This window comes from Rhodospirillaceae bacterium (genome assembly GCA_040219235.1).
Lineage (GTDB): Bacteria > Pseudomonadota > Alphaproteobacteria > Rhodospirillales > Rhodospirillaceae > WLXB01.
The window spans coordinates 1,020,201-1,044,959 of the sequence record JAVJSV010000011.1; the positions used below are offsets into that span (position 1 = coordinate 1,020,201).

At 52.6% G+C, this 24,759-nt stretch carries 23 protein-coding genes; 11 read left to right on the plus strand and 12 right to left on the minus strand.

Going from position 1 to position 24,759, the window contains the following annotated elements:
* Positions 1-8: 8 nt before the first annotated feature.
* From RIC29_08775 to RIC29_08790, 4 genes are all read left to right on the plus strand, one after another.
* Positions 9-401 carry a flagellar biosynthesis repressor FlbT gene (locus RIC29_08775; GenBank protein MEQ8735004.1) on the plus strand — a complete coding sequence of 131 codons (393 nt, stop codon included), beginning with the start codon at positions 9-11 and terminating at the stop codon, positions 399-401.
* Entirely contained in the window at positions 394-837 is a 444-nt protein-coding gene (gene flaF, locus RIC29_08780; GenBank protein ID MEQ8735005.1) for a flagellar biosynthesis regulator FlaF, read from the plus strand. Before RIC29_08775 ends, flaF begins: the two co-directional genes overlap by 8 nt.
* Before the next feature lie 64 nt (positions 838-901).
* Positions 902-3,679: a tetratricopeptide repeat protein gene (locus RIC29_08785; protein MEQ8735006.1), complete on the plus strand. Its 2,778-nt coding sequence runs from the start codon at positions 902-904 to the stop codon at positions 3,677-3,679.
* Between the two features lie 56 nt (positions 3,680-3,735).
* Complete coding sequence (locus RIC29_08790; protein ID MEQ8735007.1) at positions 3,736-5,682, plus strand: tetratricopeptide repeat protein; 1,947 nt, start codon at positions 3,736-3,738, stop codon at positions 5,680-5,682.
* A gap of 8 nt (positions 5,683-5,690) precedes the next feature.
* Here RIC29_08790 and RIC29_08795 read toward each other — a convergent pair whose 3' ends face one another.
* From RIC29_08795 to RIC29_08815, 5 genes are read right to left on the minus strand one after another with little or no spacing between them, the layout of a single operon-like run.
* Positions 5,691-7,289: a hypothetical protein gene (locus RIC29_08795; protein ID MEQ8735008.1), complete on the minus strand. Its 1,599-nt coding sequence runs from the start codon at positions 7,287-7,289 to the stop codon at positions 5,691-5,693.
* A gap of 28 nt (positions 7,290-7,317) precedes the next feature.
* Positions 7,318-9,489 (minus strand): flagellar hook-associated protein FlgK, encoded by a 2,172-nt coding sequence (gene flgK / locus RIC29_08800; GenBank protein ID MEQ8735009.1) that lies wholly within the window; start codon positions 9,487-9,489, stop codon positions 7,318-7,320.
* 43 nt (positions 9,490-9,532) lie between these two features.
* A complete protein-coding gene (locus RIC29_08805; GenBank protein MEQ8735010.1) occupies positions 9,533-10,093 on the minus strand; it encodes a hypothetical protein in 561 nt (186 codons plus the stop codon).
* A gap of 1 nt (position 10,094) precedes the next feature.
* On the minus strand, positions 10,095-10,580 hold the full coding sequence (locus tag RIC29_08810; GenBank protein MEQ8735011.1) for a rod-binding protein: 486 nt from the start codon (positions 10,578-10,580) through the stop codon (positions 10,095-10,097).
* On the minus strand, positions 10,580-11,686 hold the full coding sequence (locus tag RIC29_08815; GenBank protein MEQ8735012.1) for a flagellar basal body P-ring protein FlgI: 1,107 nt from the start codon (positions 11,684-11,686) through the stop codon (positions 10,580-10,582). Before RIC29_08815 ends, RIC29_08810 begins: the two co-directional genes overlap by 1 nt.
* A gap of 348 nt (positions 11,687-12,034) precedes the next feature.
* Here RIC29_08815 and RIC29_08820 point away from each other — a divergent pair, with 348 nt between their 5' ends.
* From RIC29_08820 to RIC29_08830, 3 genes are all read left to right on the plus strand, one after another.
* Positions 12,035-12,490 (plus strand): flagellar assembly protein FliX, encoded by a 456-nt coding sequence (locus RIC29_08820; GenBank protein ID MEQ8735013.1) that lies wholly within the window; start codon positions 12,035-12,037, stop codon positions 12,488-12,490.
* Positions 12,491-12,674: 184 nt separating this feature from the next.
* A complete protein-coding gene (gene dksA / locus RIC29_08825; GenBank protein ID MEQ8735014.1) occupies positions 12,675-13,091 on the plus strand; it encodes an RNA polymerase-binding protein DksA in 417 nt (138 codons plus the stop codon).
* Positions 13,092-13,189: 98 nt separating this feature from the next.
* Complete coding sequence (locus tag RIC29_08830; protein MEQ8735015.1) at positions 13,190-14,395, plus strand: NAD(P)/FAD-dependent oxidoreductase; 1,206 nt, start codon at positions 13,190-13,192, stop codon at positions 14,393-14,395.
* A 114-nt stretch (positions 14,396-14,509) separates the two neighbouring features.
* Here RIC29_08830 and RIC29_08835 read toward each other — a convergent pair whose 3' ends face one another.
* The 7 genes from RIC29_08835 to RIC29_08865 form a co-directional block, all read right to left on the minus strand.
* The gene (locus RIC29_08835; protein ID MEQ8735016.1) at positions 14,510-15,349 is read right to left on the minus strand and encodes a NotI family restriction endonuclease; all 840 of its coding nucleotides are present in this window, start codon (positions 15,347-15,349) and stop codon (positions 14,510-14,512) included.
* A gap of 18 nt (positions 15,350-15,367) precedes the next feature.
* The gene (locus RIC29_08840; GenBank protein MEQ8735017.1) at positions 15,368-16,513 is read right to left on the minus strand and encodes a DNA cytosine methyltransferase; all 1,146 of its coding nucleotides are present in this window, start codon (positions 16,511-16,513) and stop codon (positions 15,368-15,370) included.
* 133 nt (positions 16,514-16,646) lie between these two features.
* Positions 16,647-17,201 (minus strand): hypothetical protein, encoded by a 555-nt coding sequence (locus tag RIC29_08845; protein MEQ8735018.1) that lies wholly within the window; start codon positions 17,199-17,201, stop codon positions 16,647-16,649.
* A gap of 9 nt (positions 17,202-17,210) precedes the next feature.
* Positions 17,211-18,053: an NAD(P)H-binding protein gene (locus RIC29_08850; GenBank protein ID MEQ8735019.1), complete on the minus strand. Its 843-nt coding sequence runs from the start codon at positions 18,051-18,053 to the stop codon at positions 17,211-17,213.
* A 498-nt stretch (positions 18,054-18,551) separates the two neighbouring features.
* A complete protein-coding gene (locus tag RIC29_08855) occupies positions 18,552-18,893 on the minus strand; it encodes a flagellar biosynthesis regulator FlaF (GenBank protein ID MEQ8735020.1) in 342 nt (113 codons plus the stop codon).
* A 358-nt stretch (positions 18,894-19,251) separates the two neighbouring features.
* The gene (locus RIC29_08860; protein ID MEQ8735021.1) at positions 19,252-19,791 is read right to left on the minus strand and encodes a methyltransferase domain-containing protein; all 540 of its coding nucleotides are present in this window, start codon (positions 19,789-19,791) and stop codon (positions 19,252-19,254) included.
* Positions 19,792-19,984: 193 nt separating this feature from the next.
* On the minus strand, positions 19,985-21,151 hold the full coding sequence (locus RIC29_08865) for a pyridoxal phosphate-dependent aminotransferase (GenBank protein ID MEQ8735022.1): 1,167 nt from the start codon (positions 21,149-21,151) through the stop codon (positions 19,985-19,987).
* 71 nt (positions 21,152-21,222) lie between these two features.
* Between RIC29_08865 and RIC29_08870 the strand changes: the two genes are divergently transcribed.
* The 4 genes from RIC29_08870 to RIC29_08885 all read left to right on the plus strand — a co-directional run bounded on the left by RIC29_08870 (position 21,223) and on the right by RIC29_08885 (position 24,682).
* Entirely contained in the window at positions 21,223-22,710 is a 1,488-nt protein-coding gene (locus RIC29_08870) for an RHS repeat-associated core domain-containing protein (protein MEQ8735023.1), read from the plus strand.
* Positions 22,711-22,804: 94 nt separating this feature from the next.
* Entirely contained in the window at positions 22,805-23,062 is a 258-nt protein-coding gene (locus RIC29_08875; protein MEQ8735024.1) for a hypothetical protein, read from the plus strand.
* Positions 23,063-23,122: 60 nt separating this feature from the next.
* Positions 23,123-23,734, plus strand: a complete 612-nt coding sequence (locus tag RIC29_08880; GenBank protein ID MEQ8735025.1) for an RHS repeat domain-containing protein — start codon at positions 23,123-23,125, stop codon at positions 23,732-23,734.
* A 9-nt stretch (positions 23,735-23,743) separates the two neighbouring features.
* Positions 23,744-24,682, plus strand: coding sequence for a hypothetical protein (locus tag RIC29_08885; GenBank protein MEQ8735026.1), 939 nt, complete (start codon positions 23,744-23,746; stop codon positions 24,680-24,682).
* Positions 24,683-24,759 lie beyond the last annotated feature (77 nt).

Genomic DNA, 24,759 nt, shown 5'->3' on the forward strand with positions numbered 1-24,759 from the left:
GGGTAGATATGCCGCTGAAACTGACATTAAAGCCCAACGAGAAAGTTCTGATTGGGACGTCTGTCATCGCCAACGGGCCGAATAAGACCGAATTTGTCGTTCTGAACCGCGTTCCGGTGGTGCGGCAAAAAGATATAATTACTGAGGAAGACGCAGATACAATTGCGAAAAAGCTCTATGTCACCATCCTCAATATGTATATCAACCCAGCGCAAGAAAAGGACTACCACGGCATCTACTTTTTACTCATGCGGCAGATGATTTTGATGCCCATAGATGCCAAGGCAATTGATATGATGGTGGAAATGTCACAGCGGATACTCGAAGGCGACCATTACCGAGCATTGAAGCTGTGCCGACAGCTTATTAAGCTTGAGGCGGAGGCTCTAAAGAATGTCTAAAGATAAATACGCAGCTTATTCTCAGCAGCAGAAACAGAATCTGACGCCACGAGAAGTTGAGGCCATGGCCTTTACCAAAGCGGCTTTGCTTCTTGAAGATGCGAAGAAGGTCTCCGGCAATATCGATGAGTTCTCGCGCGCTTTGCGATTTAATCATCTGTTGTGGACCATCATGCAGGCCGACATCACGGAAGAAGAAAACCAACTCCCGCCGGAGATTAAGGCCAACGTGATGAGCCTTAGTATTTTTGTTGATAAGCAAACCACCAAGGCGCTGCGCTCGGCCAACAGCAACGATCTTGATGTGCTGATCAATATTAACCGTAATCTTGCAGCAGGCTTACGAACGAATCCAGGGGACCAAGCGGCAATTGATGCCAATGCAGCCGCTGCAGCTACCGTCCCGGGCGGCACAACCCCGGTCGACAGCGCCTGATCTCTTGCCCTGAGGCTAAACCAGTTATGGCGCAGCCTGTGAAGATGAAAAGCCGCCGTTTGGTATGACAGCCGGTCAAGGAACTTCACCTCTTCTCAGCCAAGCTGTGTCTTACCTGCAAGAGGGTGATGCGGAGTCCGCTGATCTTCTATTAGAGACCTATCTGGCCCGAAAGCCAGAAGATACCCAGGCTTTGTTTATTGCCGCGCTCTGTCGGCATGCGCTGGGGGACAATGACGCGGCCATCGCACATTTAAAGAAATCACTCACACTGGCACCTCAGGAAGTGCGTGCTGCGATGCAGCTTGCCTCAATCTACGCCGATCTTGGTCAAGCGCATGAGGCTCTCACCACCTTGGATGATGCTGTTGCCGTGGTGCCAAATGATATCGAGTTGGTGTTGGCTAAGGCTGCCTTGCATCGCCGCTTTGGGGATGCAGTTGCTGCGGAGGCGACCGCTGAGTTGGCTCTTAGAATCAGCCCCAATATGGCGCGGGCGCATTATGCTTTGGGGTTGGCGAAGGCGCAGCGCCGTCATCCTTCAGGCGCAAGGCTGGCCTTTCAAAAAGCAGTCGAACTCGATCCCGCTTTTGCAGACGCCTGGGTCAATCTGGGTGTGGTGGAAAAAGGTGTTGGCGATCTGACAAGCGCCGCCAATAGTTTCCAGCAGGCTTTGAAACTCAAGCCGGATGATCCGGTGGCGCACAACAATTTTGGCAATCTTCTATTAGAACAGCGTACCTTTGATGCGGCGTTGAAATCGTATCACCGCGCTGTTGCCCTTGATCCCCATTACCTTGATGCCAAGGTGAACCTGGCGCTTGCTTTGCGCGAGTCTGGGGATGTGGATGGCTGCATCGTCGCCCTGAAAAAGGTATTGCAAGAACACCCGAATCAAGCATCTGTTTTAAATGCTTATGGCAATGCTCTGCGCCAGGCTGAACGGTTTAAAGAGGCCCAACACGCCTTAGAGAGCGCCCTTGAGCTTGAGCCTGAGAATGCAGAAGTGCTCAACAACCTTGGCTTGGTTCTCGCCCTGCTGGGTGAGCGTTTTACGGCTGCGGATATGTTTGAGCGGGCCTGTGCGCTACGCCCGGACATGCCCGTTCTGGCCAATAATTATGGCACGCTGCTGCTGAAGATGTTTGACCTTGAAGCGGCAATTTATCAATTGGCGCGGGCTGTTTCACTCGACTCCACGTATCTGGATGCTCTGGTTAATCTGGGGGTCGCGCATTTCATGCGGGGCAATTATGACGAGGCCATTCGCGCTTATCGCCAAACGCTGAGTATCGATTCCTATAATGCGTTTGCGCATTATAGCCTTGGGGTGGCGCTGCTTGAACAACAGGATCTGACGGAAGCGGTTAAAGAGATTGAGTACGCCTTGATCGTTAACCCTCATAACGTCATGGCGCGTAATACACTTGGCGTGGCTCTGTTGGAACAACACCGCATTAAAGAAGCGCGCACGGCTATGGCGACCGCGGCTGAGGCCGACACCATGTCTGCGCCGGTCTATGCGTCAAATCATTTGTTCACCAGTCTGTACCAGCCTGATGTAGATAACGATGAATTGTACCGCATCCATTGCGATTTCGGACGCCGGTTCACCAGCGGTGAAATTGACCAGACGCGGCCTCATGCTAACCCGCGTGATTTAAACCGCAAGCTTCGCCTCGCCTATATGTCACCCGATTTTCGTGGTCATTCCGTGTCACACTTTATGGAAGCATTGTTGGAAAAGCATGACCGCTCGGCCTTTGAGGTTATTCTGTATTCGAACACTACGCGCATCGATAAGATTACGCAGGCTATGGAGCGGGCGGCAAATGTTTGGGTGGAAACCGCTGGTTTGACAGATGCGGCTTTGGTCGAGAGGATTCGATCCGATCGTGTTGATGTTTTGGTCAACCTTGGTGGACATACGTCCGGCAACAGATTGCCTGCGTGCGGTCATAAACCAGCGCCGGTCCAGATTGAATATCTTGGATATCCCGATACCAGTGGTGTTACGGCTATGGATTATCGCATCACGGATGAGCGTGCAGACCCAAAGGGTGAGGCTGAGTCGCGCAGTATTGAAACGCTTCTGCGACTGCCAGAGTGTTTTCATTGTTACCGCCCGACCTCAAAAGCACCCAGCACCGCGCCCGCGCCGCACCTAGAGCGCGGATATGTCACGTTCGGGTCGTTTAATGTGCTGCCGAAACTCAATGCAAACGTGGTTGAAGCGTGGTCTGAAATCTTAAAACATGTTCCGAAGTCTCGCTTGTACCTCAAGTGCAAACAGCTCAAAACAGAAAGCGTCCGCGACCGGGTTCTCGGATATTTTTCAGATGCGGGTATCGAGGCTTCCCGCATCAGCATGGAGGCGTTCGTACCTTCTGTGAAAGATCATCTCGGGCGGTATGCGGGCGTTGACCTTGCCCTGGATACGTTTCCCTATAACGGCACCACCACCACATGCGAGGCGCTGTGGATGGGGGTGCCTGTACTGACTGTCCTGGGCGACCGCCACAGCGGGCGTGTGGGGCTAAGTCTATTGAGCGCAGCAGGGCTGGACGAAGAGTTCGTGGCGCCTGATATTGAAACGTACGTTGCAAAAGCGATTGCGTGGGGAAAGTCACCTGAACGCCTGGCCGAAATTCGTGGCACGTTGCGGGGGCAGATGAAAACCTCACCCCTGCGCAACGAAGTCGAATTTACCCGTACGCTTGAGGCTTTATATCGTACCGCGTGGCAGGCCTGGTGTGAGGGGCCGGAAACTTTCGAGCATAAGGCACCACGGCCTTTACGCACCGATGACTCCGTCCAAAGTGTTCTGGCCAAAGTGGTTTAAGTATCATGAGGCCCGTCATGAAAAAACATTGTAAACAATGGTCATGAATATTCATCATGGATGACCGGCTGGCCCTCGCCATCAAGTACTACCAGTCGAATTTGGACGCGCAGGCGTCGCTCCTGGTGGCCGAGGTTATGGCCGAGCCGGATCCACCGGCCGAAGCGATCAGTATCTCTGCGACCCTGGCCTTCGAGCGCCGCGATCTGCAGAGTGCGCTTACCTATTGCGACCTACTGTTAACCAAAACGCCAGATGACGGCTATGCACTGTTGCTCAAAGGACGTGTTTTGTCTGATCTTGGCGACCAGCAGGGCGCCCTTCAAACGCTTGCACAGGCGGTTGATGTTGAGCCGGGCTTAGCGGCAGCTCACTACAATCTTGGTTGGGTGCGTGAGCGCATTGGAGATATCTCTGGTGCAATCACCGCGTATCAGAGCGCTGTAGCCCGGCAAGACCCCTATCCAGTGGCCTGGAATAATCTTGGCCTAGCGTTCGAGCGCACTGGCGATGCAGCCGCCGCCGCGGATGCGTTTCAAAACGCGATAGATCAGTTTCCCGCGTTCTCAATAGCCCATAACAACTTGGGGGCTTTGCGTGCCGCTGGTGGCCAGTTTCACGCGGCAGCTCAAGCGTACGGCACGGCTTTATCCGCGAACCCGGACAATATAGATGCGGCCACCAACCAAGGTGTAGCGCTGCTGGAGCAGGGCGATATCACAGCGGCTGTTGCCGTATTCGAGTCCGTTCTCGATAAAGTGCCCGATCATCCACCAGCGATAGATAACACACTGTATGCCGAGATGTATCGCGCAGATGACCCCGCTGACATCCGTCGTCGTCATGACACAGTTGGCGATCGTCTGCCTCCGTCTGCTCAAACCCCAAAAGCATTAGCGAGAAAAATTGAACGCCCCATTCGCGTTGGATTTATTTCACCAGATTTTCGGCGGCATTCTGTTAGCCGGTTCGCGTTGCCGCTGATCCAGGCCATCGACCCTGCCAAAATATCCGTCATTTTGTGCAGTGATGTGCGTGAACCGGACGATGTGACCCAGGCTTACAGGTCTGTTGCGGCTGAATGGATAGAGCTTTCAGATAAACCGGATGATGAGGTGATCGCACGCGTGCGAGATACCAAGCTTGATGTGGTGGTTGATCTTGCCGGTCATACCACGGGCAATAGACTGCGGGCGCTGTCGTCTCGTGTCGCACCGGTTCAAATCACCGGTCTAGGCTATCCCGGGCCATCAGGCGTGCCAGCCATAGATTATTGGTTATGTGATGAGATCACCAATCCTCCCGCCGAAGGCAATAACTTTGATCGAGATCGCCCTTTGTATTTGAATACGGGCTTACATGTTTTTGCACCGCCAACGGACTGTCCCCCGGTCTTGTCTTTACCGTTATTGGAAAATGGCCATGTGACCTTCGGCTCGTTCAATAAGGCCGCCAAAATCTCTGATCAAACGGTTGCATTGTGGGCGCGAGTGCTGCGCGAGCTTCCTGATGCGCGTCTTCTGTTGAAAGCGCGTGCCTTCACCGAAGATGAAACGGCAAACACTCTTAAAGCCCGCTTTAGCGCAGCAGGGGTTTCGGCAGATCGCATTCAAACCATGGGATGGGCCATCGAAGATACGGACCATCTTGCCTTATATCAACGCGTCGATGTTGCATTGGATACCTTTCCCTATAATGGCACCACCACAACCTGTGAGGCGCTGTGGATGGGTGTGCCGGTGGTGACGTTACGGGGAAACAGTCATGCAGCGCGGGTTGGCGCCAGTCTATTGACCTCAGCCGGTCTGAGCGATCATATTGCCGCGACGCCGGACGCATTTATTCACAAAGCCGTTGCCTTAGCCAAAAATACCACTACTTTAAAAGGTCTGCGTGAAAGCCTCCGAGATCAACTTTTAGAAAGTCGCCTGACAGATGCGGTTGGGGCCGCGCGCTCCTTTGAAGACGCAATCGAACGCGCCCTCGAGCAAACCCTCAAGTAATCTTAGATCTAGAGGAAGTTGTTCAGCGACAGGTTTTGAATACGGGCCAAAGTTGCGAAAGAAATCTCCAGGGCACGCACGTCATCTTGCAATCGCACAGCGGCTTCAGTGATATCCACGTTTTCCAATTCGATCTGACGCTGACCCAGAAACCCGTCGAACTGTTTCATATTTTCCTTGGCATCAAAGATAATCTTTTGATTGATCGCCAAGCGTTGGGCGACATCTTGAACGTCGCTGGGTTTCTCGGTGGATTGCGGCGAATGTTCAATGGCGTTGTTTAAGAGCTCTAAGGCATCAACAGCCCGCTGCTGGTTGTTGATCAGATCGCCCTGTAAGACTTGGCCAATGGCCCGGATGGCTTTCTCAAAAGCAGGGTCGAGGCCGTTGACACCAAACTTAATGACCCGGTTTTCACTTACCCGGTGTTCAGTTTCCAACCGGTCACCGCGGTAATAAGGGGCGGAATCTAAGGTGATGTCTTCGCCACTTGTATCTAAAACCTGCCCGGTCACCCACATCACGTCGCCGGATACCACAGCCGGTGTCGCTGCGTTCATATCGAGTGGAATGGCGGCAATCTCTGCGTTGGTAGGCCAGCGCACCGTGTAAGGGCCGTCATTGGTTACGTCATCACCAGACAAAAACATTGTCGTGCCGTCGGGAACGGCCAAATTGATGTTCACGCCAACGGCGGCCAGTTCTGTACCTGCCGTGACCGTTTGATCCAGTGTGATCTGCGTACCGTCACCAGAGACAGCGGTCACTGTATATACACCATTGTTGTCTGTCGCACCGGCCCCGGCTATTTCAGTGCCGTTGATCAGGATTGTCTGGCCAACCGTCACATTGTTAAAGGCGTTCTGGTTGGAGGAAGTGATAACGCCAGCACTATTAACGTTAGAAAAGGTCAAATCACCGAAGCTGTTGGAATCCAATGTCGCGGTAATCAAATCTCCAGCTGCAGCGCCGGTGATTCGCGTCACATCGGTGTCTTCGCCTTTTACGGGGATGTTTTCATTGGTGTAAGTGACCGTGACATCTTCAAACTTGGCCTGGCTCAAGTGGGCCGTGCGAGTTGTCGCGTAGGTTCGCTCAATGCCATCATAGTCCTGCTGGAATTCTGTGACATTGTCATAAGGGATGGATACGGGGGGACTGTCCGTTTTGCCACCGCCAAACAAATACTTTCCATCAATTTTCAGGTTGAGGAAAAACTCCATGTCGTTCAGGGCGGAGAAGGCACGTTCCTGAATGTCGGTCACGGCGGCCACATCCTCATTCGAGGGGTTTCTCAGGTCACGACTGGTGAATGAGATCATCTCAGACCTCAGCAGGCGTAGTACTTCGTCCATGGATTCTATGGTGGTGACCATGGCTTTGGCATTTGTTTCGGCGATGGAGTTATTTTTGACGTACTGGTCAAGCCGTGCGCGTTCGCCCTCAATGCTAATCAAACGGAAACTGTCTGACGCGATGCCCGAATAGGTCTGAGATTTCTTCTCCGTTCCAATTTGAGTCTGGGCATCAAACACTTTGACCTGCGTTTGAAGCATGCGATTAACCATGGCTTGGTTGTTCGCGAAGGTAGATATGCGTGAAACCATTGTCTATGTCCTCCTGATTCTAACCGTCTTAAACCAGGTTATTGAGAATATCGAAAAGCTGTTGGGTCGTTGAAATCACTTTGGCGGATGCCGCGTAAGTTTGTTCAAACACCAACAACTGGCTGAGTTCTTCGTCCAAGTTGACGCCACTGATTTCTGAGTGCTTCAACTCAAGCGCGCCTTTGATGTCTTTCTGAAATTGAAAATCTGTGTTCGCTGCGGCTCCCAGTGTTGAGGCGCGGGAGACAATCTGAGAGGCATAATCTGCAAACGTGTTGTTGCCGCCGGAAAGTCCGCCCGCTGCATTAAACGATGTCTGAGAACTCATCAAAGCAGCCAGTTCGACAGCCACTTCATTGTCCCCAGGGGACAGGAAGTAACGGCCGGTTAAGTTATCAAACTGCACGCGCCCGCGGGAAATGGTGCTGGGATCGTCTTTCAATGTGCTTGAAACATCCAGCAACTGTGACGTCGCGACTTCAGACACGTCCAGCCCTAGGGCGTCAATGGCGTCGCGCCCCACGGTTTGAGTGATCAGAACCTGCTCCCCTTGAATTTGCTGAATACGCAGCTTCTGTCCATTTCCGTCAGGCACCACTTCTGCTTCAAGGCGCTGGTTCAGGGTGTTGTCTGAATTAATGGCATCGGCAATATCCTGCAGGCTGTCACCCGGGGCGACGTCAATCGTCCCAATGGGAGCGGTAGCAGGGTCGTTGGTTTCGTCGTAGAAGGTCAGCGTGCGTGTGGCCGTTGTGCCGAGCGTAAAGTTGTTAGGCTTAAAGTTGGATTCATAAAACGATAATTTAGGCGCTGTGGTGAAGAAGTCATTCAAACCAAAGAAGTTTGAAAACCCTTTATGGGTTTGGTCATCGACACCGTCGCCGTCCAAATCAAACTCAATGGTAATGTCTTCGGACTCACTGCCTTTCACGGCAGATGTTTCATCCCGAAAGGCAATTCCATAAGCTTCTGTGCCCAGGCTGTATTCTAACTTTCCAGCTGCGTTCACGGCGACCGTGGCGTTGGCCAATTGCGGGTCTTGGGCGGCAATGTATGTCTGAATAGCGGTGGCCATGGCATCCACCGTGCCTGTGGTAAAGCCCAAATCGGCCCCAAGCTTGGTCGAAAAGGCTTCGCTGCCGTCGGTGTTGTACAACACGATGCTGACATCACCATCGGTGATGTCTATTTCTTGCGTTGCTGAGTCCAAGAACGTCCGTGTTCCCAGTCCTTGTGTGTTTACGGTCGGATAGGCTGTGCCCCGGTTATGCACCAGGTTCACTTCTTCCATCAGATTGCGCGACATCTCATCAAGTTGTGACTGCATCTCAGGCAATGTGCGGTCCCGCATTTCAATCAGGCCGGCAAGTTTGCCACTGCGAATATCGTTGGTGAGGTCCAGAACACCGGCAAAAATACCGTTGAAATCGCCCCCGGCGTAAGTGTGCTCCGGGTTCACCCGGTTCAAAGCAACGTGGCTCATGTTGACGGGCTGGCTGTCAACCAGCGTCGTGCCGTCTTTTGTGAAAACCGTCACGGCACCCGTTTGTGTAAAGAAGTATTGAATGTCGATAATTTCAGACAGCTTGCTCAGGGCGACATCGCGCTTATCTTCATAATCCTCAGTCTGGCGGTCTGTTGCCGACCCAAGTGAGATTTGATCATTCAAGCTCGAGATCGTCTGCATGAGATTGTTCATCTCAAGGACATTGCGTTCAATTTCACGGTCAGCGTCCAAGCGCAGACCCTGAACGGTATCACTCATGCGCTGCAATTGAGAGGCAACGCTGATCCCGGACTGAACTGTTGAAAGGTGAGTTGCTGGCTTTTCGACTTCTGTGGAAAGCAACTCAAACTCGTTCGCCATTTTGGTGACGGTATGGGCAATTGAATTGTTGGATTGTGGCGTTCCGAAAGTGTCGGAAATCCGGTTGAAGTAAGTATTTTTGGTTTGGAGTAAACCAAATCCGCCAAGTTCATTGCGCAGATCTTCCAGCAGGTTCTGGTCAACGTTACTGCGAATGTCCCCGACAAAAACACCAGCGCCGGCCCCCGCAAGAATCCGTGATGACGGATCAAGAATCTTCCGCGTGTAACCAGGCGTATTTACGTTGGCAATGTTGTGCGAAATCGTACTTAAACCCGCTTGTGCGGTGTTAAGTCCGGAGACCGCCGTATTAAGGGCCAGTGTTAACGACATTGTCGTTGTCCTTTAAAAATAGTCTGTTTGGCCTGACCTGCGATCAGGTCACCTCGTTAAAGCTAACGGCCATGTGGCGCTTAACTGTGACATGGCCGTCAAGCTGCGCTTCTTTGGAATAAGATGTGGATTTCCGCTCTTGTTTTTCACGCACGGAGTCCACAACAGATTTCATGAATGAATTGATGACTTGGATGTTGGCCTTAAGCAGGCTGGCGTTGTCTTTCATCAATTCCGTGAGACGAGAAGCAGATTGAATCAGCGCGTTGCGTTTCGGTTCTTCCATATCTTTCAGAAGCTTAGGATTGCGGTGAAACGCATTCATTTGCTGTTGATACAGGCGCGCCAAGTCTTGCTTGCGCTCGCCGAGCACATGCACGTCCTGCACGCGGTGCTTTTTTAGAGCGACGTTTTCTTTCATCAGCAAGTCATTGAGCTGCCGAATAATCTGAAATACGTCTTCGCCTTTATCGCGCGGTGGCAAGTGATCCAGGCGACCATTCGGCCCCCGCTGACGGACAGCCTGTTGGCCCATGCGATTGCCGGGCGCAGATTGCTGGCCAGGTTGGCGCAGACGAGGGGGCATCTTTGGATGTGCATTCATGTCAGATCACCCTTTCAATGGTTGAAGCTGTCGCCGAGATTGGCGCGATAGGCGCACCAGCGGCTCCAGGAATTTTCGCAGCACTGGCGGGCAGAGCAGCGGCGGTCGCTGCAGCGGCGGCTGCCGCGCTCGAAGAGGTTGCGTTAACAGGTGAAGTTTCGTTTTGAGATTGAATCAAAGACTTCATGACCGCGTCCGCAATGCCAATAGAGCCGCTTTTGACCATCTCTTTGCCGTACTCTTGGTTGAGCATCGAGCGCCAAACGTCTTCCGCATGGCCGCCGCCAAACATGCCGCCGGAGTCAATATCGGTGTTCATGTATTCAAGCATTTGCCCGATAAAAAACGACTCAAACTCTTTGCCGGCGGCGCGGGCCTGTTCTTCGGTCATCGCATTTTTTGCGCTCGCCTGACCGGAAACACGGTTCTGCGTGCCGGCGCTATAGGCATCACTGGCCTGAGAGAGAAGGGCTGCTGGATCAAGCATTACATCACCTCAATTTCAGCATGCAGGGCCCCAGACGCTTTGATGGCCTGCAGAATAGAAATCATGTCACGGGGGCCGACCCCGAGAGAGTTCAAGCCGTTGACCAGGTCTTGTAAGTTCACGCCGCCGTTCACCACTTGCAGGCGCCGTTCCTCGTCTTCATCAATTTCAATTTGTGTGCGCGGAACAACAACCGTCTCACCCGCTTCAGAGAATGGTGCCGGTTGCGAGACCTGCGGCGTTTCTGTGACACGAATGGTCAGGTTGCCTTGGGCAATGGCCACTTGTGAAATCCGCACGCCATCGCCAATCACAATCACGCCGGTCGATTCATCGATGACAACGCGCGCCGGCAGATCCGGTTCAATGCGCAACTGTTCAATGTCTGTGACCAAGTTAACGACCGAGGTCGCGTAGCCTTGGGGCACTTGCAATTGCACTGTACCGGGGTCCATCGCTACCGCAGCCGTGGTGCCGAGGAACGCGTTAATGGCGTCAGACATTCGGCGCGCTGTTGTAAAGTCTGGGTTGTGTAGACCGATTTTCATGGAAACGAGGTCCTCCAGCGCAAAATCGATTTCTCGCTCAACAATGCCGCCGGCAGGAATGCGGCCATTGGTGGGCACGCCCCGCGAGACAACTTCAGCCGCGCCCTGCACGACAAAGCCACCGACTTGAACAGGGCCTTGGGCCACGGCGTAGACTTCGCCATCGGCCCCAATCAGCGGGGTCACCGCCAACATGCCGCCTTGCAGGCTCTCGGCATCGCCTAAGGAACTCACGGTGATGTCGACTCGTGTGCCCTGACGGGCGAAGGGGGGCATTGTCGCGGTGACCAGCACCGCTGCAATGTTGTCAGTCCTCAGGGTGCTGTCCCGGGTGTTGACGCCGAGGCGCTCCAACATACCAATCAGGCTTTCCCGTGTGGCGGCCATGTTCCTCAGTTCGTCGCCGGTGCCTTGCAGGCCCGTGACCAGGCCGTAGCCCACCAGCAGGTTGTCGCGGACCCCTTCGAAGGTGGCGATGTCCTTAATACGTGAAGACGCCTCGGCGTGGCTGGCACTGGCCAAAATCATGGCAGCCAGCACCACATGCATCCCGATCATCCAAACCCGGTTGATCAGGTCTTGCGGTGCTAAGGCTTCTGTTATGCGACGCAGATCTAACATTCTGTCCTCTTTTTCGCTCCTGCCTCCCAAATCGCACCAAAAATAGAGGTCCGATCGGGAATACGTTTTCCCGTTCCCTCATATGCGAAAATCATGCCATCCTGGGTTCTGAGCTAACCCTATGGAAATAAAAGATTTTCTGTCGGGCTGAGAGTGTGTAGAGTGGCTTTTAACCATGCCTGAGCGGCTTTGACCCGGCAGTTATTGCCCAGTGGACGGCAGCCCGGACCATGGTATTGAAGAGTATGTGATGAGACGTTTTCAAACCGCAGGCGGATCACTTCTATGGCGATGAAGGTGGGCGGGCCCAGTGGCCCTTCGCGCATTCAAACCACTAAGACCGACAAGGCAAAAAAATCCGGGAAACCGGGAGAATTTGCCTCGCATCTGCGTCGCGTGGACGCCGCAACGGGCGAAGAAATTGCCCCCGCCGAGCGCGCGAGCCCAGTCGCTGATGTTGGGGGCATCCTGGCGGCCCAGTCCGTCGCTCCTCAAACCGGCACCATGCCAGACTATTCTGAGCGTAAACGCCGGGCGCGCAAGGGGGAGGATATCCTCGACCGCCTGGAAGAAGTGCGCCGAGGTCTTCTCATGGGGAATGTTCCCAAAGAGAAGCTCGCCGCCCTCGCCAGACTGGTCCGCGAGAAGCGCGAAAAGGGGGCTGATCCGTTGATCTCGCAGTTATTGGACGAGATTGAGCTGCGGGCAGAGGTCGAATTGGCCAAGTTGTCCAGACGTTAGGCCAGATTGTCCAAACGCGGCCAAAAATATTTATAAATGAAATCAATAGCTTAGAAGGTTCCGCCTTTGTCATGTAAACTGAAATGACAAGGTTGTGAATTGAGCCTGATTCCCTATTGCCGCAGCAAAACCCTGTCCCTATAGTCCCGCGCCATCAACCCAACCACTCATGGCTCAGGGGCTTATGACTGTCAATCTTCCACCAGATTACCGTCCGACCAAAAAAGAAGAGTTCATGAATGCCAAGCAGCAGGAGTACTTCCGTCAGAAGTTGCTCGCCTGGCGCAGTGAACTGATGAAGGAAACCGAGGAAACCCTCGAGAGCCTTCAAGATGGCGGATTGCAAGAGCCAGACCTGGCTGACCGGGCGACGGCGGAAATGGAACGCTCGTTGGAGCTGCGCACCCGAGATCGCGCCCGCAAGCTGATCTCAAAAATCGAGGCGGCGCTCGCCCGGATTGAAGAGGGCACGTACGGCTATTGCGAAGAAACCGATGAGCCCATCAGCCTCAAGCGTCTTGAAGCGCGGCCCATCGCAACGCTGAGCCTGGAAGCGCAAGAGCGGCATGAGCGGATGGAACGAACGCACCGTTCAGAATAAAACGAACGCACCGTTCAGAGTAAAAACCAATCCGGCGCAAGATAAACGCTTACGCCAATAGCCTTTTGCAAAAGCCTGCAATGCAATAGAACGCCGTCATGACCTATGATGCAATTATCCTGGGCGCGGGCGGTGCCGGCCTGATGGCCGCGGCGACGGCAGGCCAGTCGGGTGCACGCGTCCTGCTGCTGGATCACGCCGATGCGCCGGGCAAGAAAATCCTCATTTCCGGCGGTGGGCGCTGCAACTTTACCAACATGGGCATCGCGCCCGCGTGTTTCCTGTCTGAAAATCCGCATTTCGCCAAGTCGGCGCTCAGCCGCTACACCCAGTGGGACTTCCTCGCCCTGGTCGAGCGCTATCAAATCGCCTGGCATGAAAAAACCCTGGGCCAGTTGTTCTGCGATGGTTCCGCCCGGCAGATCGTCGCGATGCTGTTGGACGAATGCCAGCAGGCCAGCGGTGCCGGAAACGTAGATATTGTGCTCTCAACAGACATTGGTGAGATCAGCCACACGGACGGACAGTTCAGGGTCGGGTCTTACACAGCCCCACAGCTCGTCATTGCCACCGGCGGGCCGTCGATCCCTAAAATGGGCGCCACGGGCCGCGCCTACGCCATCGCCAAACAGTTTGGGGTGGACGTCGTTACGCCACGTCCCGCTTTGGTGCCGTTCACCCTCGGCCCGGACCAGCAGATGTTCCGCGAGATCTCGGGCATGGCCTGTCCGGCGGTCGCAACGGTCAGCACACAGGCTGGCGACGTGGCGTTTGAAGAAGCGGTGTTGTTCACCCACAGGGGGTTATCCGGTCCTGCGATCCTTCAGGTCTCATCCTACTGGACGCCCGGTCAGCCCATCTCGCTACAACTGGTGGACGATGCCGCCGCCAAATTGCGCGATGCCAAACGCCGCATGCCGCGCGCCCACCTCAAAGCCGCTCTGGCCGAGTTGTTGCCCAAGCGCTTGGCCGAAGCGCTGGCCACCCGCATTGGTGTCACGACGGACATTACCACCGAGTTAGCCAACGTGGCTGACGCCGTGCTGGACACCGCAGCTGAAAGCCTCAGCCACCTGACGTTCAAGCCGTCCGGCACCGAAGGCTATGCCAAGGCCGAGGTCACCGCTGGCGGCATCAGCACCGCTGCGCTGTCGTCCAAAACCATGGAAGTGCGCGCCGTGCCCGGGTTGTATGCCATCGGCGAAGCGGTCGATGTCACCGGCTGGCTCGGCGGCTATAACTTTCAATGGGCCTGGTCGTCGGGCGTCGCGGCGGGTCAGGCGATCGCCGAGCGAAGAGGGTAAAGGATGAGGCGAAGTGTGGGGGAGGGTGGCTAAGGCAAATTTACTGATGTCAGGGTAAAATTTTAGACTCAACCAATTTATTTTGAATGAACTGTTTATCAAATATCATTTATTCTAAGTCTCTAGTAACTTTGGTCGTGTTCTTGCTGGACCGTCAAGTTTGAGTTGCAGTTCTTCCAAAATCTCTCTCGGTTCTGGAGGAGAACCTTCTCTCAAAGAGTTTTGAATTTCATCCCATTCTGAGAATACAATATTTGGTTCTTTCATCTTATAACTTTTACCAGTTTTGAAAATCGGATAGCTCAACCATGTTAATTCACTATTCGATTGTGTAGTCGTTTTGAATTCAGGAAGTGCACGAAAAAACTGATTATCTACGACGACAAAGAATTTCTTACCCCAACGTCGGAAGATCGGAACTTTCAGTTGTAGTTGTGGCACGAGACGTTTTTGTGCAGATGATCTAAAATCTGCTCGCCGCTCCGAATTTGGAAGGTCTAACTTTCGGTGTTCGAGAAAATAATTCAGAGGAGAACGAACCTCTTCGCCTGAAAAGTAGACGGCTTGAACTTCTACAGCGGCAAAATCGCAAATCTTTCCGGCCTCTATTTTTCCAAGTAGATAATCGATTTTTCCGATTTTTCGTTCCGGCTTACCTTCTTCTCCAGTTTCAATTTTTAGAATTCTAATTTCCGGAAAAACACCAAATGAAACACCTTCGCCAAATGCAAGCGAGGCCGCGTCATAAAAGCACCGGTCATCTTCAATAAACCGAACAGGACAAAGCGAGGCCGCTTCTAAACCGTCAGAGAGCGAACAAATTCCTATTGGGTTTGTTTTGCTGGATTTCGTGCACGCGCTATTGCGGAAAGGGCAAAGCTTAGCGTTGCGGGCATTCCATGCTATCTCGGACTGATCTTCAACGCCAAATCCAAACACTTCAGAAATTAGCATGGTGCGTCAATCCTAAAGTTAGGCTGCTACGTCAGTCAGCACCCTGTCTCCTTGCTTAGCCGACATAGAAGCTTCGATAACAGCTCTAGCGATACTACGTCCAAGAATGGGAGGAACTGCATTACCTACTTGAACGTATTGTTCGGTCTTTGAGCCAAAAAACTGAAACGAATCTGGAAATGATTGAATACGGGCAGCCTCTCTGACTGAAATGGTTCGCTCTTGCTCAGGATGAATGAACGCCCCCCAATGCAAATCACACTTAGTTAATATGGTTGAAGAGAGGCCGTCCCAACGCATACGCCCATATCGCTTTGTGTGATCACTGCGTTTAGCGCGCTTCATGCCTTCGGGAAGCAGATCGACCGGAATGTCACGCCAGCTTCCACCTGCTGGAATATGCTTTAAACGTTCAATGTTTACCGCTCCTAGCTTAGGCGCAGCGTGATTTAGCACGCGAGTTGCACTTCCTCGCAGCTCTCTTTGGTAAGAAGAAAATGGTCCAGTTGAGTATGGCAAATCGCCTTTGTCTTCACCGTTTTTTAGCTGTGGTAAATCCGATAAGGCATCATGTATCGTTACAAACGGTAGTAGCCCTTTGCCATGTGTTTTTACCGGCCAGATGATCGGTTTTCCCAGCCGATTCCCTATAAAAACGACACGGCGCCGTTCTTGTGGTATTCCATATTCTTCCGCACGAAGAACGTTATTTTCAATATTGTATCCTCTCTTCTTAAACCCTTCCATAATTGAGGAGACGACTGCACCGCTACTAATTGAAGTGATGCCTGTTACGTTTTCCATAACAATCCACTCAGGGCGTATTTGGTCAACAATCCGAAGATATTCATGGAAGAGCTGACTACGTTCGTCGTGTATTCCGCGCTGATGATTGTAAACACTAAATGCTTGGCAGGGTGGACCACCAATAAGGCATGAAAGTTCGCCTTTTTTGAGTCCAGCCGATTTGAGGAAGTCTGTTCCGGAAATTTTAGCAACCGACCCCGGCAATAAAATTGCTTCAGGGTGCGTGGCAGAAAAAGTTCTACTAGCTGCTTCGTCAATGTCGTTACCAGCCAGAACCTGGAAACCAGCCTGTCGAAAGCCTTCAGAAAGTCCGCCTGCTCCGCAGAATAAATCAATCGCTGTTGGTCTCTTATCCATTTTTGATAACCTTAAAGCTTATTTGTTCGCATTATGTTCTCATTGTGGGGCTCAGTCAATTAGGGTTTATATTGTTGCGTACGGTCCCTTGGGAACGTCCTAATGCCCTTAACCACTTCTTCTTAATGACAACTTACTTCGCTTCCGGTTTAAACCGCCATTCGCGCCAGCGTTTGCCATCGCGGTGTTCAAACACCACCAGGGTTTTGATCGACCGCCGCCCGCCGTCTTCGGTTTCAAAAAAGTCTTCTTCAATCTGCACCAGGGTGTTGTCGGTCAGGCCCCATTTGTACACGTTGGCCCCCAGCCATTTGCCGGTGCCAAACACGCCGCCCACGGCCTCGCGCACCTGGGCGATGCCCTTCACGCGTTCTTCCGCGCCCTCGGCGGTGATTTCGTACATGGTGAATTCTTCGTCCAGACCTTGCAGCGCGCCTTCAATGTCCATGGCCTGAAACGACGCCTCTGATTTGGCGATGATCTCGGCGTAGGGGTTGTCGTCTTCATAAAACCGGCTTTGGGCATGTTCAAAACCGCCAGCCGTGATTTCCGTGCTTTCGGTTGTCTCGCTGTTGTCGCTGTGGTCCTCGGCGGGGTCGGTGTCGCAGGCGGCAACGGCAACCAGGGCAGAAACAACCACCAAACTCCGGGTGAACCGGCTGAAGCATTTTAACGTGTTGAGCAGCATGGGACTCTCCTACTTCTTCTGTGTGGCGAGAAATTTCTCAATCTCGGCCTGCGGATTCATAATGGTGTCGGAATACAAACCAATGGCTTGGTTCAAATAGTCCGGCCCTTGCAAGTGATCGAGGATGAAGGCGGCGAAGTCTGCATAGGTGATGATGCGTGCGCCGGGCGTATCGTTGGTGGTGTTGAATTGCATGTCCCCACGCGCCGGTTCTTCCACCATGAAGCCGGGGCGCAGCAAAATGTACTCCAGCCCGCTGGCGGCAATCATCTCTTCCATCTCGTACATGTCGTTGTACAAGTGCCGCGCATTCCACCGCCACATCTCGGTCATGTGGTTTGGTGTCGGCCCGAGTCCTGGCCCCGGCGCTGGTTTGGGCGCGTTGACATCGGCGCGATGTTCCACCCCGGTGGAGCTGGCCATGATCAACCGCGCATTACCTTTGCTCTTCATGGCGGCGATCAGGTTGGTGGCCATCACCGTGTAAATGTCCACCGGGCCGACTTCCGCCATGGGGTCGTCAGGCGCGCCGCGTCCCACCATGGAAACAACCACTTCATCGCCGTTCAGCATGTTTTCCAGTGAGGCGCGGTCGCGCACATCGCCCTCAAACATCTCAAGGTTCTCGTGTTCAATGCCCAGCTTCGACGGCGTGCGGGCCAGGCCCTTAATTTTGTATCCGGCGGCGAGACCCTGGCGGATAATTTCCCGGCCCGAGCGCGACGTCGCGCCGATCAGCGCGATGGTCGGCTTATCGCCCCGGGCGTCGCTGCGATCTTGGGCCAATGCGCCGCGCGATACAGCGACGGTGATCACTGCGGCGGATGCGTATAAGAAACCCCTGCGGTGCATAATAAATCCTTTCCAAGACAGGCTAAATGCCCGCCAACATGATCTTAGAGGATTCTGCGGCAACAAAGCCATAGGACGGCAAGGGATATGACGGCGGATATGATGGCGGAAATGATGGTGGCCTATCCGTGCAGTGGGTACTGGGGTTTAGAGGAGGATTGGGTGTTTTAGGAAGTACACTGAGCGCCAGGTTTTCTCCTCTACTGTTTTATTTACCCTGGACCCTCGGGTTAAACCCGAGGGTGACAAATCGAGTTATATTTTGCGCCTTTGTTTTACCCCATCCTGTCATGCTCGGATTTAGTCCGAGCATCCAGGGCAATAATCACGGTGTGGATTTTAACCGCGCGGACTCGGCGCAAAAAACCAACGCGCGGACTCGGCGCCATAAAAAAAGGCGTCTCCTTTCGGAAACGCCTCTTTTGAGGTTCGCGGACCTGGGCGTCAGACCAAGCGCTCCCGGGGGAGGGCGGGCCGTTCGCCGCTCAACGAGCGTTGTTAGCTCGCTTTGCTTTCCAACAGACCTTCAGCAATCTGAAGGTTGGTGTTGGCCAGGGCTTCAAGGGTTTTGTCGTTTGAGCCGTCTTGCATTTCAAATGTTTTTTGTGCGACGAAGTGGCTCAACCGGCTCAGATTGGCTTTGACCTCGGTCGGCAGCGGATTGCCTTCACGCTCGACCAGGGTGCGAATTCCGACCCAGAGTTGCAGATTCTTATCGAGAGCGGCGGCAAGGCGACGCTCGTCTTTGGTTTCCTGCGCTTGGGAGATCTCAAGAGCGGCCTGGGTGAGGGCGAAGGCGTCCTCTTCAAGCATGCTCATTTCAGTTTTGATGTTCGACATAAATGTCATCCGTTTTCCCCTATACAAGGATCGTTGATCACAGGCCCGCGGCCTTTTAACGCTTCTAACGTCACCATTTATGCCCCCGGAGTGTTAACAAATGGTTTTAGTGGGTAAGAAATCGTATGGCGGGCAAAAGAGGCGCGGAAAATGATCTCCGAAATTCCATAAAATCTATTTATAACAGTGACTTATGATTTTTATTTTCGACTCACGCCGACCTTGAAAAAAGAGCAACAGCGAGGTTTTAGCCTCTCTCAAAGGGCGCAAAAAGGGGCTAATTGGCGGGACTCGGTGGATCAAAATAGACCCGGAAAGCCCCGCTCATAGGGTGGAGTCGGAATATTTCACGCAACGGCTAAAGCGGCTTAGCCACGACTGCAATGAACCAAGGTTTGCGAACGGTATGGATAATATCGAACTTTTTTGAAAGCGCTTCAGTCCACCAGTCACCCGACTGGATTGTCAGGTGGGCATTGCGGCCATCTGGCAAAGTCTTTTTGGCGGCACGTGTTGCGATGTATAAGAAAGCTGCTTTCTCAGCTTTAGTAGCAATGTGCGCAATGACCGAGTCCAGTGCCTCGGGCTCTACGTGCTCTAAGACGTCAGAACATAAAACGATATCCGCCGCTGGGGGCTCTGCGTTTTTATCGCTGATGGCCGGATCATATTCGTAGACGATCAGGTCGCTACCTTTTTGCCTCAGCGCTTCTGAAAAAGTGCCCTTACCACATCCATAATCCAAGACAGTTTTGTAACCATTGTCCTGGCTCAGTTGAATAATGTCATTGGCATACTTCCAGCCTGAATTTCCGTATAACTTGTCCTTGTGGAGCTCTGTGTTTAGGGCTGCATAATCAGACGAAATCAATTCCGGATTAATTTTGTTCTGTTTCACAGTAGATCTTTCAAGGCATAGGGAGCAAAGCACAGGCAGTATTGTTGTGTTTATCTCACAGGTATCAACTCAGGATACTTCGTATTTTAACTATAGCGAGCTCAACTGTAAGATATAAGAAGAACTTCAGAGTGAGTCTTGGAGGTTGCGTCCGTTTTACCAAAAATATGGCTTTGGGCCTTATTGTGCTGAACTAACCAACCAAATAGTCCCCAATCCGGCGCACGGCTTCTTCGATATTCTCCAAGGATGCTGCGTAAGAAAAGCGGATGAAGTCACCGCCATGAATCCCGAAGCTGGAGCCCGGCACAGTGGCCACGCCGGTGTTCTCCAATATCTCGGCCTGGAGTGCTTTGCCCGTACGACCTGTGCCTGCGATGTTGGGGAACACATAAAACGCGCCGCCGGGCGCGATACACTCAAACCCCGGCAGGGCGTTGAGCAGTGGTACGATAACGCGGCGGCGTTGATCAAACGCGGTCATCATGGTGGTCACGCTGTCTTGCGGTCCGGTCAGGGCGGCGATGCCGGCAAACTGGGTGGGTGCGTTGACGCAGGAATGGTTGTTGACCGCCAAGCGTGTGATTTTGTCGATCAACGTATCGGGCCACACCGAGAAGCCAAGGCGCCAGCCGGTCATCGCGTAGGTTTTGGACCAGCCATCCAGCAGGATGAGACGGTCACGGATCTCTGGTTTGTTCAGAAAGCTGACGTGGCTGCGCCCGTCATACAGCATGTTGCTGTAAATTTCGTCAGACATAACGGCGATGTCGGGCCAGTCCGCCAGTCCGGCCACCAGGGTGTCCACTTCGCTTTGCGGGGTTATACCACCGGTTGGGTTGCCCGGTGAGTTGACGATGATCAGGTTGGTGCGCGTGGTGATGTTGGCCAGCACGTCCTCGGCGGAAAAGGCAAAGTCGTTGTCCATCCGCAGCGGAATCGGCACAGGCGTCGCGCCGGTAAACTCAATCATTGAGCGATAAATCGGAAACCCGGGGTCGGGGTACATGATCTCACGGCCGGGTGCGCCAAACATCAGGATGGCGAAAAACATGGTCGGCTTGCCACCGGGCATGATCATTACGTTATCCGGGTTTACTTCGGCGTCATGGCGCTTGTACAGATCCGCCGCTACGGCTTCGCGCAGCGGCAGAATACCATTGGCAGGCGTGTAGCCGTGCTGGCCGTCGCGCAGGGCTTTAACTGCCGCCTCAACAATATGCGCTGGCGTTTTGAAGTCCGGTTGGCCGATGCCGAGGTTGATGATGTCCTGGCCCGCGCGGGCCAGTTGCTCGGCCCGGGCCAAAACTTCAAAGGCAGTCTCGGTGCCGAGGCGGCTCATATTTTCGACAAGATTCATGGCTTTTTGTGTCCCACGTTCACAATGGTGTTTCAGTTTTCAGGCACGGTCATAGCAAAAAAGCGGGCGGGGTGCATGGTCTCAGTCGTCGCACCTCGGCGACCTTCGGCAACGGGCGCGTTAAAACTTACGACTACGAAGCAGATTCTGCCCTTAAGTCCATCACCCACCAAAACTTAATCGAGACGTCTCCTGGCGAGGTGCACGATGCAGTGTGGGTCTTCAATTATTCGCCCGCCAATCAAGTGTCATCGAAGTCCCTGCCGATCGATTTTATTTATAGAACCGCCAGCGCGGTGGATGATGACTATGTCGTCAACGGCCTCAACCAGTATACTGCCATCAAAGGCCAAGCCGTTACCTACGATGCCAACGGCAACCTCATCACCTCCGGCATCTGGGCGTATACCTACGATGCAGAAAACCGCCTCGTTACTGCCACCAATGGGCTAATTACGGCCACCTATGTTTATGGCCCGCTGGATCGGCGTATTGCCAAAACGGTCACCACCTCTGGCGGCAACCCAGTTGAAACCCGTTATCTCTATGCGGGTAGTGATGTCATTGCAGAGTTTACGGGTGGTGGCACATTGCTGCGGCAATATGTCCATGGCCCGCAGGTGGATGAGCCGGTGGTCATGCTTGATCCCACCCAGCCTGTCGCCGATGAACAGGTGCAGTATTATCATGCCGACCATGCGGGCACCGTGGTGGCCACCTCAGACAATGTGGGCAACCTGGCGGAGAAATACTCTTACTCGTCCTTTGGGGAAGTAGGCATAGAGGGGGTGGAAGGCAACCCCTATCGCTTCGCGGGCCGACGTCTGGACCCGGAAACAGGCCTCTATTTCTACCGTGCACGGTACTATAACGCGTCCCTCGGACGCTTCCTGCAGATCGACCCCATCGGCTATCAAGACAGCATGGGATTGTATCAATATGCCCTGAATGATCCGCTTAATAGGATTGATCCCAGCGGAACACTAGTCATATGGGTAGAAGCTGATGCAATTGCAAACCTTGGCGTAACACCTGTTGAGGTCAATGGTTCGACGGGCTTTTACTTAAGTATACCTACGTCAAGAGGGCAGAAATTTAGTTTTGGGCCATATGTTGCTGGCGGTGCTGGTCTGGGCGTGCACGACGGTGTAGCTGCAGATTTTGGTTTTCTACAGGGCGATGTGCGAGATTTCCAAGGTCCTTCAGTTGAAGTCTCTGGTGATTTCGGAATATTTGGTTTTGGCGCGCAGCTTCCTCTAAATTCAGATGGTAAACCTATTGGAGACAAATTAGGATTTTCGGCAGGGTTTGGCCCGCAGATTGGTGGGTCGATATTGGTGAAGAATACTGAAGTGTTCCCGTGGGCAGGCTTTGACCCATCTACCGAAAGCAATAGTACAGACAGTGGCAGTTCTAATAGTGAAGGCACAGCAGGCAATAGTAGTGTTTCGTCTACGGTGAATGTAGGAAATGTAATGCAAGGTGCAAATGATAGGCGTGACGCAAACCAAATTTCTGGCTCAGTTTGTATCCGTTTGCGCGCAGCGCTTTGTTTTTAGTAACTCAGCTAACGATGTCAAAAATGTGTTTTTGCTATAAGTTCAGTGATGTTCGTGGCCTATGAGTTGAATTACTAAATTGAGGAATACCTAAATGTCTAAGGAGCGCAGGTTATCTATTTATTGGCGAGTAGTTCAGATAGAACGGGAAAAAAATAAAATTTTTCTGCTTTTTAAGTACTATATTATTGCCTTAGTCATGGGCCTAATCGCTTATGTTGAATACCTGTTTGTTGATATAGAAATGCTGCCGACGGTTATATTGTTGTCATGGATAATATTTGCGGTTATTTTCGGTGTATTGAATTTCAGACATTATTATCGACAGTTGAAAAAAGAAGAGAACGCATGACTCTAATGGGCCGGGGGCTCCAGTCTCCGGGTGATCTTCGAGCATGACGCCCTCAACCGCATGTCTGAAATCTGCGAGGCGGATACGCCTGCCGAACATACAGCCATTGTCTGTACCGATCCGGACTCTTACGTAAGCTATCTCTACGATGGTCTCAGTCGTCGCACCTCGGCGACCTTCGGCAATGGGCGCGTTAAAACTTACGACTACGAAGCAGATTCTGCCCTTAAGTCCATCACCCATCAAAACTTGATTGAGACCTCCCCGGGTGAAACGCACGACGCCGTGTGGGCCTTCAATTACACACCGGCCAATCAGGTCTCTTCTAAGTCCCTGCCGTTGGATTTTATCTACAGAACCGCCAGCGCGGTGGATGATGACTATGTCGTCAACGGCCTCAACCAGTATACCGCCATCAAAGGCCAAGCCGTTACCTACGATGCCAATGGCAATCTCACAACGTCTGGCATCTGGGCGTATACCTACGATGCAGAAAACCGCCTGATTACCGCCACCTATGTTTATGGCCCGTTAGATCGGCCATTTTTCGTTTGCCTAACTTATTCAAATAAACTGTTTTGTAATTTCCAGCATAAGAGAATTATAACAATTAAATTCAGGTTTATCCCCTTGAAACACGGTGGGATTCACTTTCTACTTCCATGGGTGTAAGGTGTGGGAATGTCAAAAACCGCTGCAATTGTACGCTATGACGGTCCGGCGCTAGCCGGACACTCTATGGATGTGGCCGATTTGGCTCCAGCCCTTCTGGCATTGTCGGGACTCGTCAAAACCGCCAACAGAAAATTCAACGGCGGTCGGTCGTCGGTAAAAGTTTTGGTGAACGTCGATACTGAACAACAGTGCTTTCAGTTTTATATTGAGATTGCACAGACCCTTCTCCAGCAGGCCGCCCTTCTTGTTCAAGACGAACGCGTTGCAACAGCCAAAGAAATTGCCGAATGGATTGGTTTAATCGGTGGGACCGCCTTAAGTGGCGGCGGCATTTTTCAACTTTATAAGTGGCTTGCTAAGAACAAGGTTTCATCCCTGGAGCAGCTTGAAATTCAGGAGGGGGACGACAACGTAATCCTAAAGAATGTCAACAATAGCGGATCAATTACCGTCAATAAGAACACGTACCTGATGATGGGTGAGCCGTCCGTACTTAAGAATGTGAAATCGGTCATTAAACCGCTAACAGGAACGGGCTACGAGAAACTTCAATTTGAACATGACGATGTCGTGAGTGAAGAAATATCGGTGGCCGAAGGAATTGAAATGGATGGAATGGAGTTCGGGCTTCAAGAGCCGCAAGAGCGTGTGAATAAAACTACTTTCCCGGCTAAAGTTAAGGTTAAGAAACCGGACCTTATCGGAGATTCAAAATGGTCTGTAATCTTCGATAAGACTATAGATGTTAAGGTCGAGGATGCTGAATGGTTGGATCGCTTCCATGCCAATGAGGTGCAGGTGCCTGCTGGCAGCTACCTTTCTGTTGACCTAAGAATTGAGATACGATTGGACGACAAGAACGACCCGGTAGGGGATCCGAGTTATTTTGTATCTACCGTTCATGATGTTATTCCGCCCGCTAAGCAGGATGATTTGTTCGACTAATGCCACGAATTACGCTCAAAAAGGCCCTGAAAGAGGGTAAACTCGACCAGTTCATCTCCGAACACGACAAGGACGGT

Bases quoted from the DNA above. Each gene is read 5' to 3' on its own strand.
- RIC29_08775 (MEQ8735004.1), top strand. From the start codon at position 9: ATGCCGCTGAAACTGACATTAAAGCCCAACGAGAAAGTTCTGATTGGG.
- flaF (MEQ8735005.1), top strand. From the start codon at position 394: ATGTCTAAAGATAAATACGCAGCTTATTCTCAGCAGCAGAAACAGAAT.
- RIC29_08785 (MEQ8735006.1), top strand. From the start codon at position 902: ATGACAGCCGGTCAAGGAACTTCACCTCTTCTCAGCCAAGCTGTGTCT.
- RIC29_08790 (MEQ8735007.1), top strand. From the start codon at position 3,736: ATGGATGACCGGCTGGCCCTCGCCATCAAGTACTACCAGTCGAATTTG.
- RIC29_08795 (MEQ8735008.1), bottom strand. From the start codon at position 7,289: ATGGTTTCACGCATATCTACCTTCGCGAACAACCAAGCCATGGTTAAT.
- flgK (MEQ8735009.1), bottom strand. From the start codon at position 9,489: ATGTCGTTAACACTGGCCCTTAATACGGCGGTCTCCGGACTTAACACC.
- RIC29_08805 (MEQ8735010.1), bottom strand. From the start codon at position 10,093: ATGAATGCACATCCAAAGATGCCCCCTCGTCTGCGCCAACCTGGCCAG.
- RIC29_08810 (MEQ8735011.1), bottom strand. From the start codon at position 10,580: ATGCTTGATCCAGCAGCCCTTCTCTCTCAGGCCAGTGATGCCTATAGC.
- RIC29_08815 (MEQ8735012.1), bottom strand. From the start codon at position 11,686: ATGATCGGGATGCATGTGGTGCTGGCTGCCATGATTTTGGCCAGTGCC.
- RIC29_08820 (MEQ8735013.1), top strand. From the start codon at position 12,035: ATGGCGATGAAGGTGGGCGGGCCCAGTGGCCCTTCGCGCATTCAAACC.
- dksA (MEQ8735014.1), top strand. From the start codon at position 12,675: ATGACTGTCAATCTTCCACCAGATTACCGTCCGACCAAAAAAGAAGAG.
- RIC29_08830 (MEQ8735015.1), top strand. From the start codon at position 13,190: ATGACCTATGATGCAATTATCCTGGGCGCGGGCGGTGCCGGCCTGATG.
- RIC29_08835 (MEQ8735016.1), bottom strand. From the start codon at position 15,349: ATGCTAATTTCTGAAGTGTTTGGATTTGGCGTTGAAGATCAGTCCGAG.
- RIC29_08840 (MEQ8735017.1), bottom strand. From the start codon at position 16,513: ATGGATAAGAGACCAACAGCGATTGATTTATTCTGCGGAGCAGGCGGA.
- RIC29_08845 (MEQ8735018.1), bottom strand. From the start codon at position 17,201: ATGCTGCTCAACACGTTAAAATGCTTCAGCCGGTTCACCCGGAGTTTG.
- RIC29_08850 (MEQ8735019.1), bottom strand. From the start codon at position 18,053: ATGCACCGCAGGGGTTTCTTATACGCATCCGCCGCAGTGATCACCGTC.
- RIC29_08855 (MEQ8735020.1), bottom strand. From the start codon at position 18,893: ATGTCGAACATCAAAACTGAAATGAGCATGCTTGAAGAGGACGCCTTC.
- RIC29_08865 (MEQ8735022.1), bottom strand. From the start codon at position 21,151: ATGAATCTTGTCGAAAATATGAGCCGCCTCGGCACCGAGACTGCCTTT.
- RIC29_08875 (MEQ8735024.1), top strand. From the start codon at position 22,805: ATGTCTAAGGAGCGCAGGTTATCTATTTATTGGCGAGTAGTTCAGATA.
- RIC29_08880 (MEQ8735025.1), top strand. From the start codon at position 23,123: ATGTCTGAAATCTGCGAGGCGGATACGCCTGCCGAACATACAGCCATT.
- RIC29_08885 (MEQ8735026.1), top strand. From the start codon at position 23,744: ATGTCAAAAACCGCTGCAATTGTACGCTATGACGGTCCGGCGCTAGCC.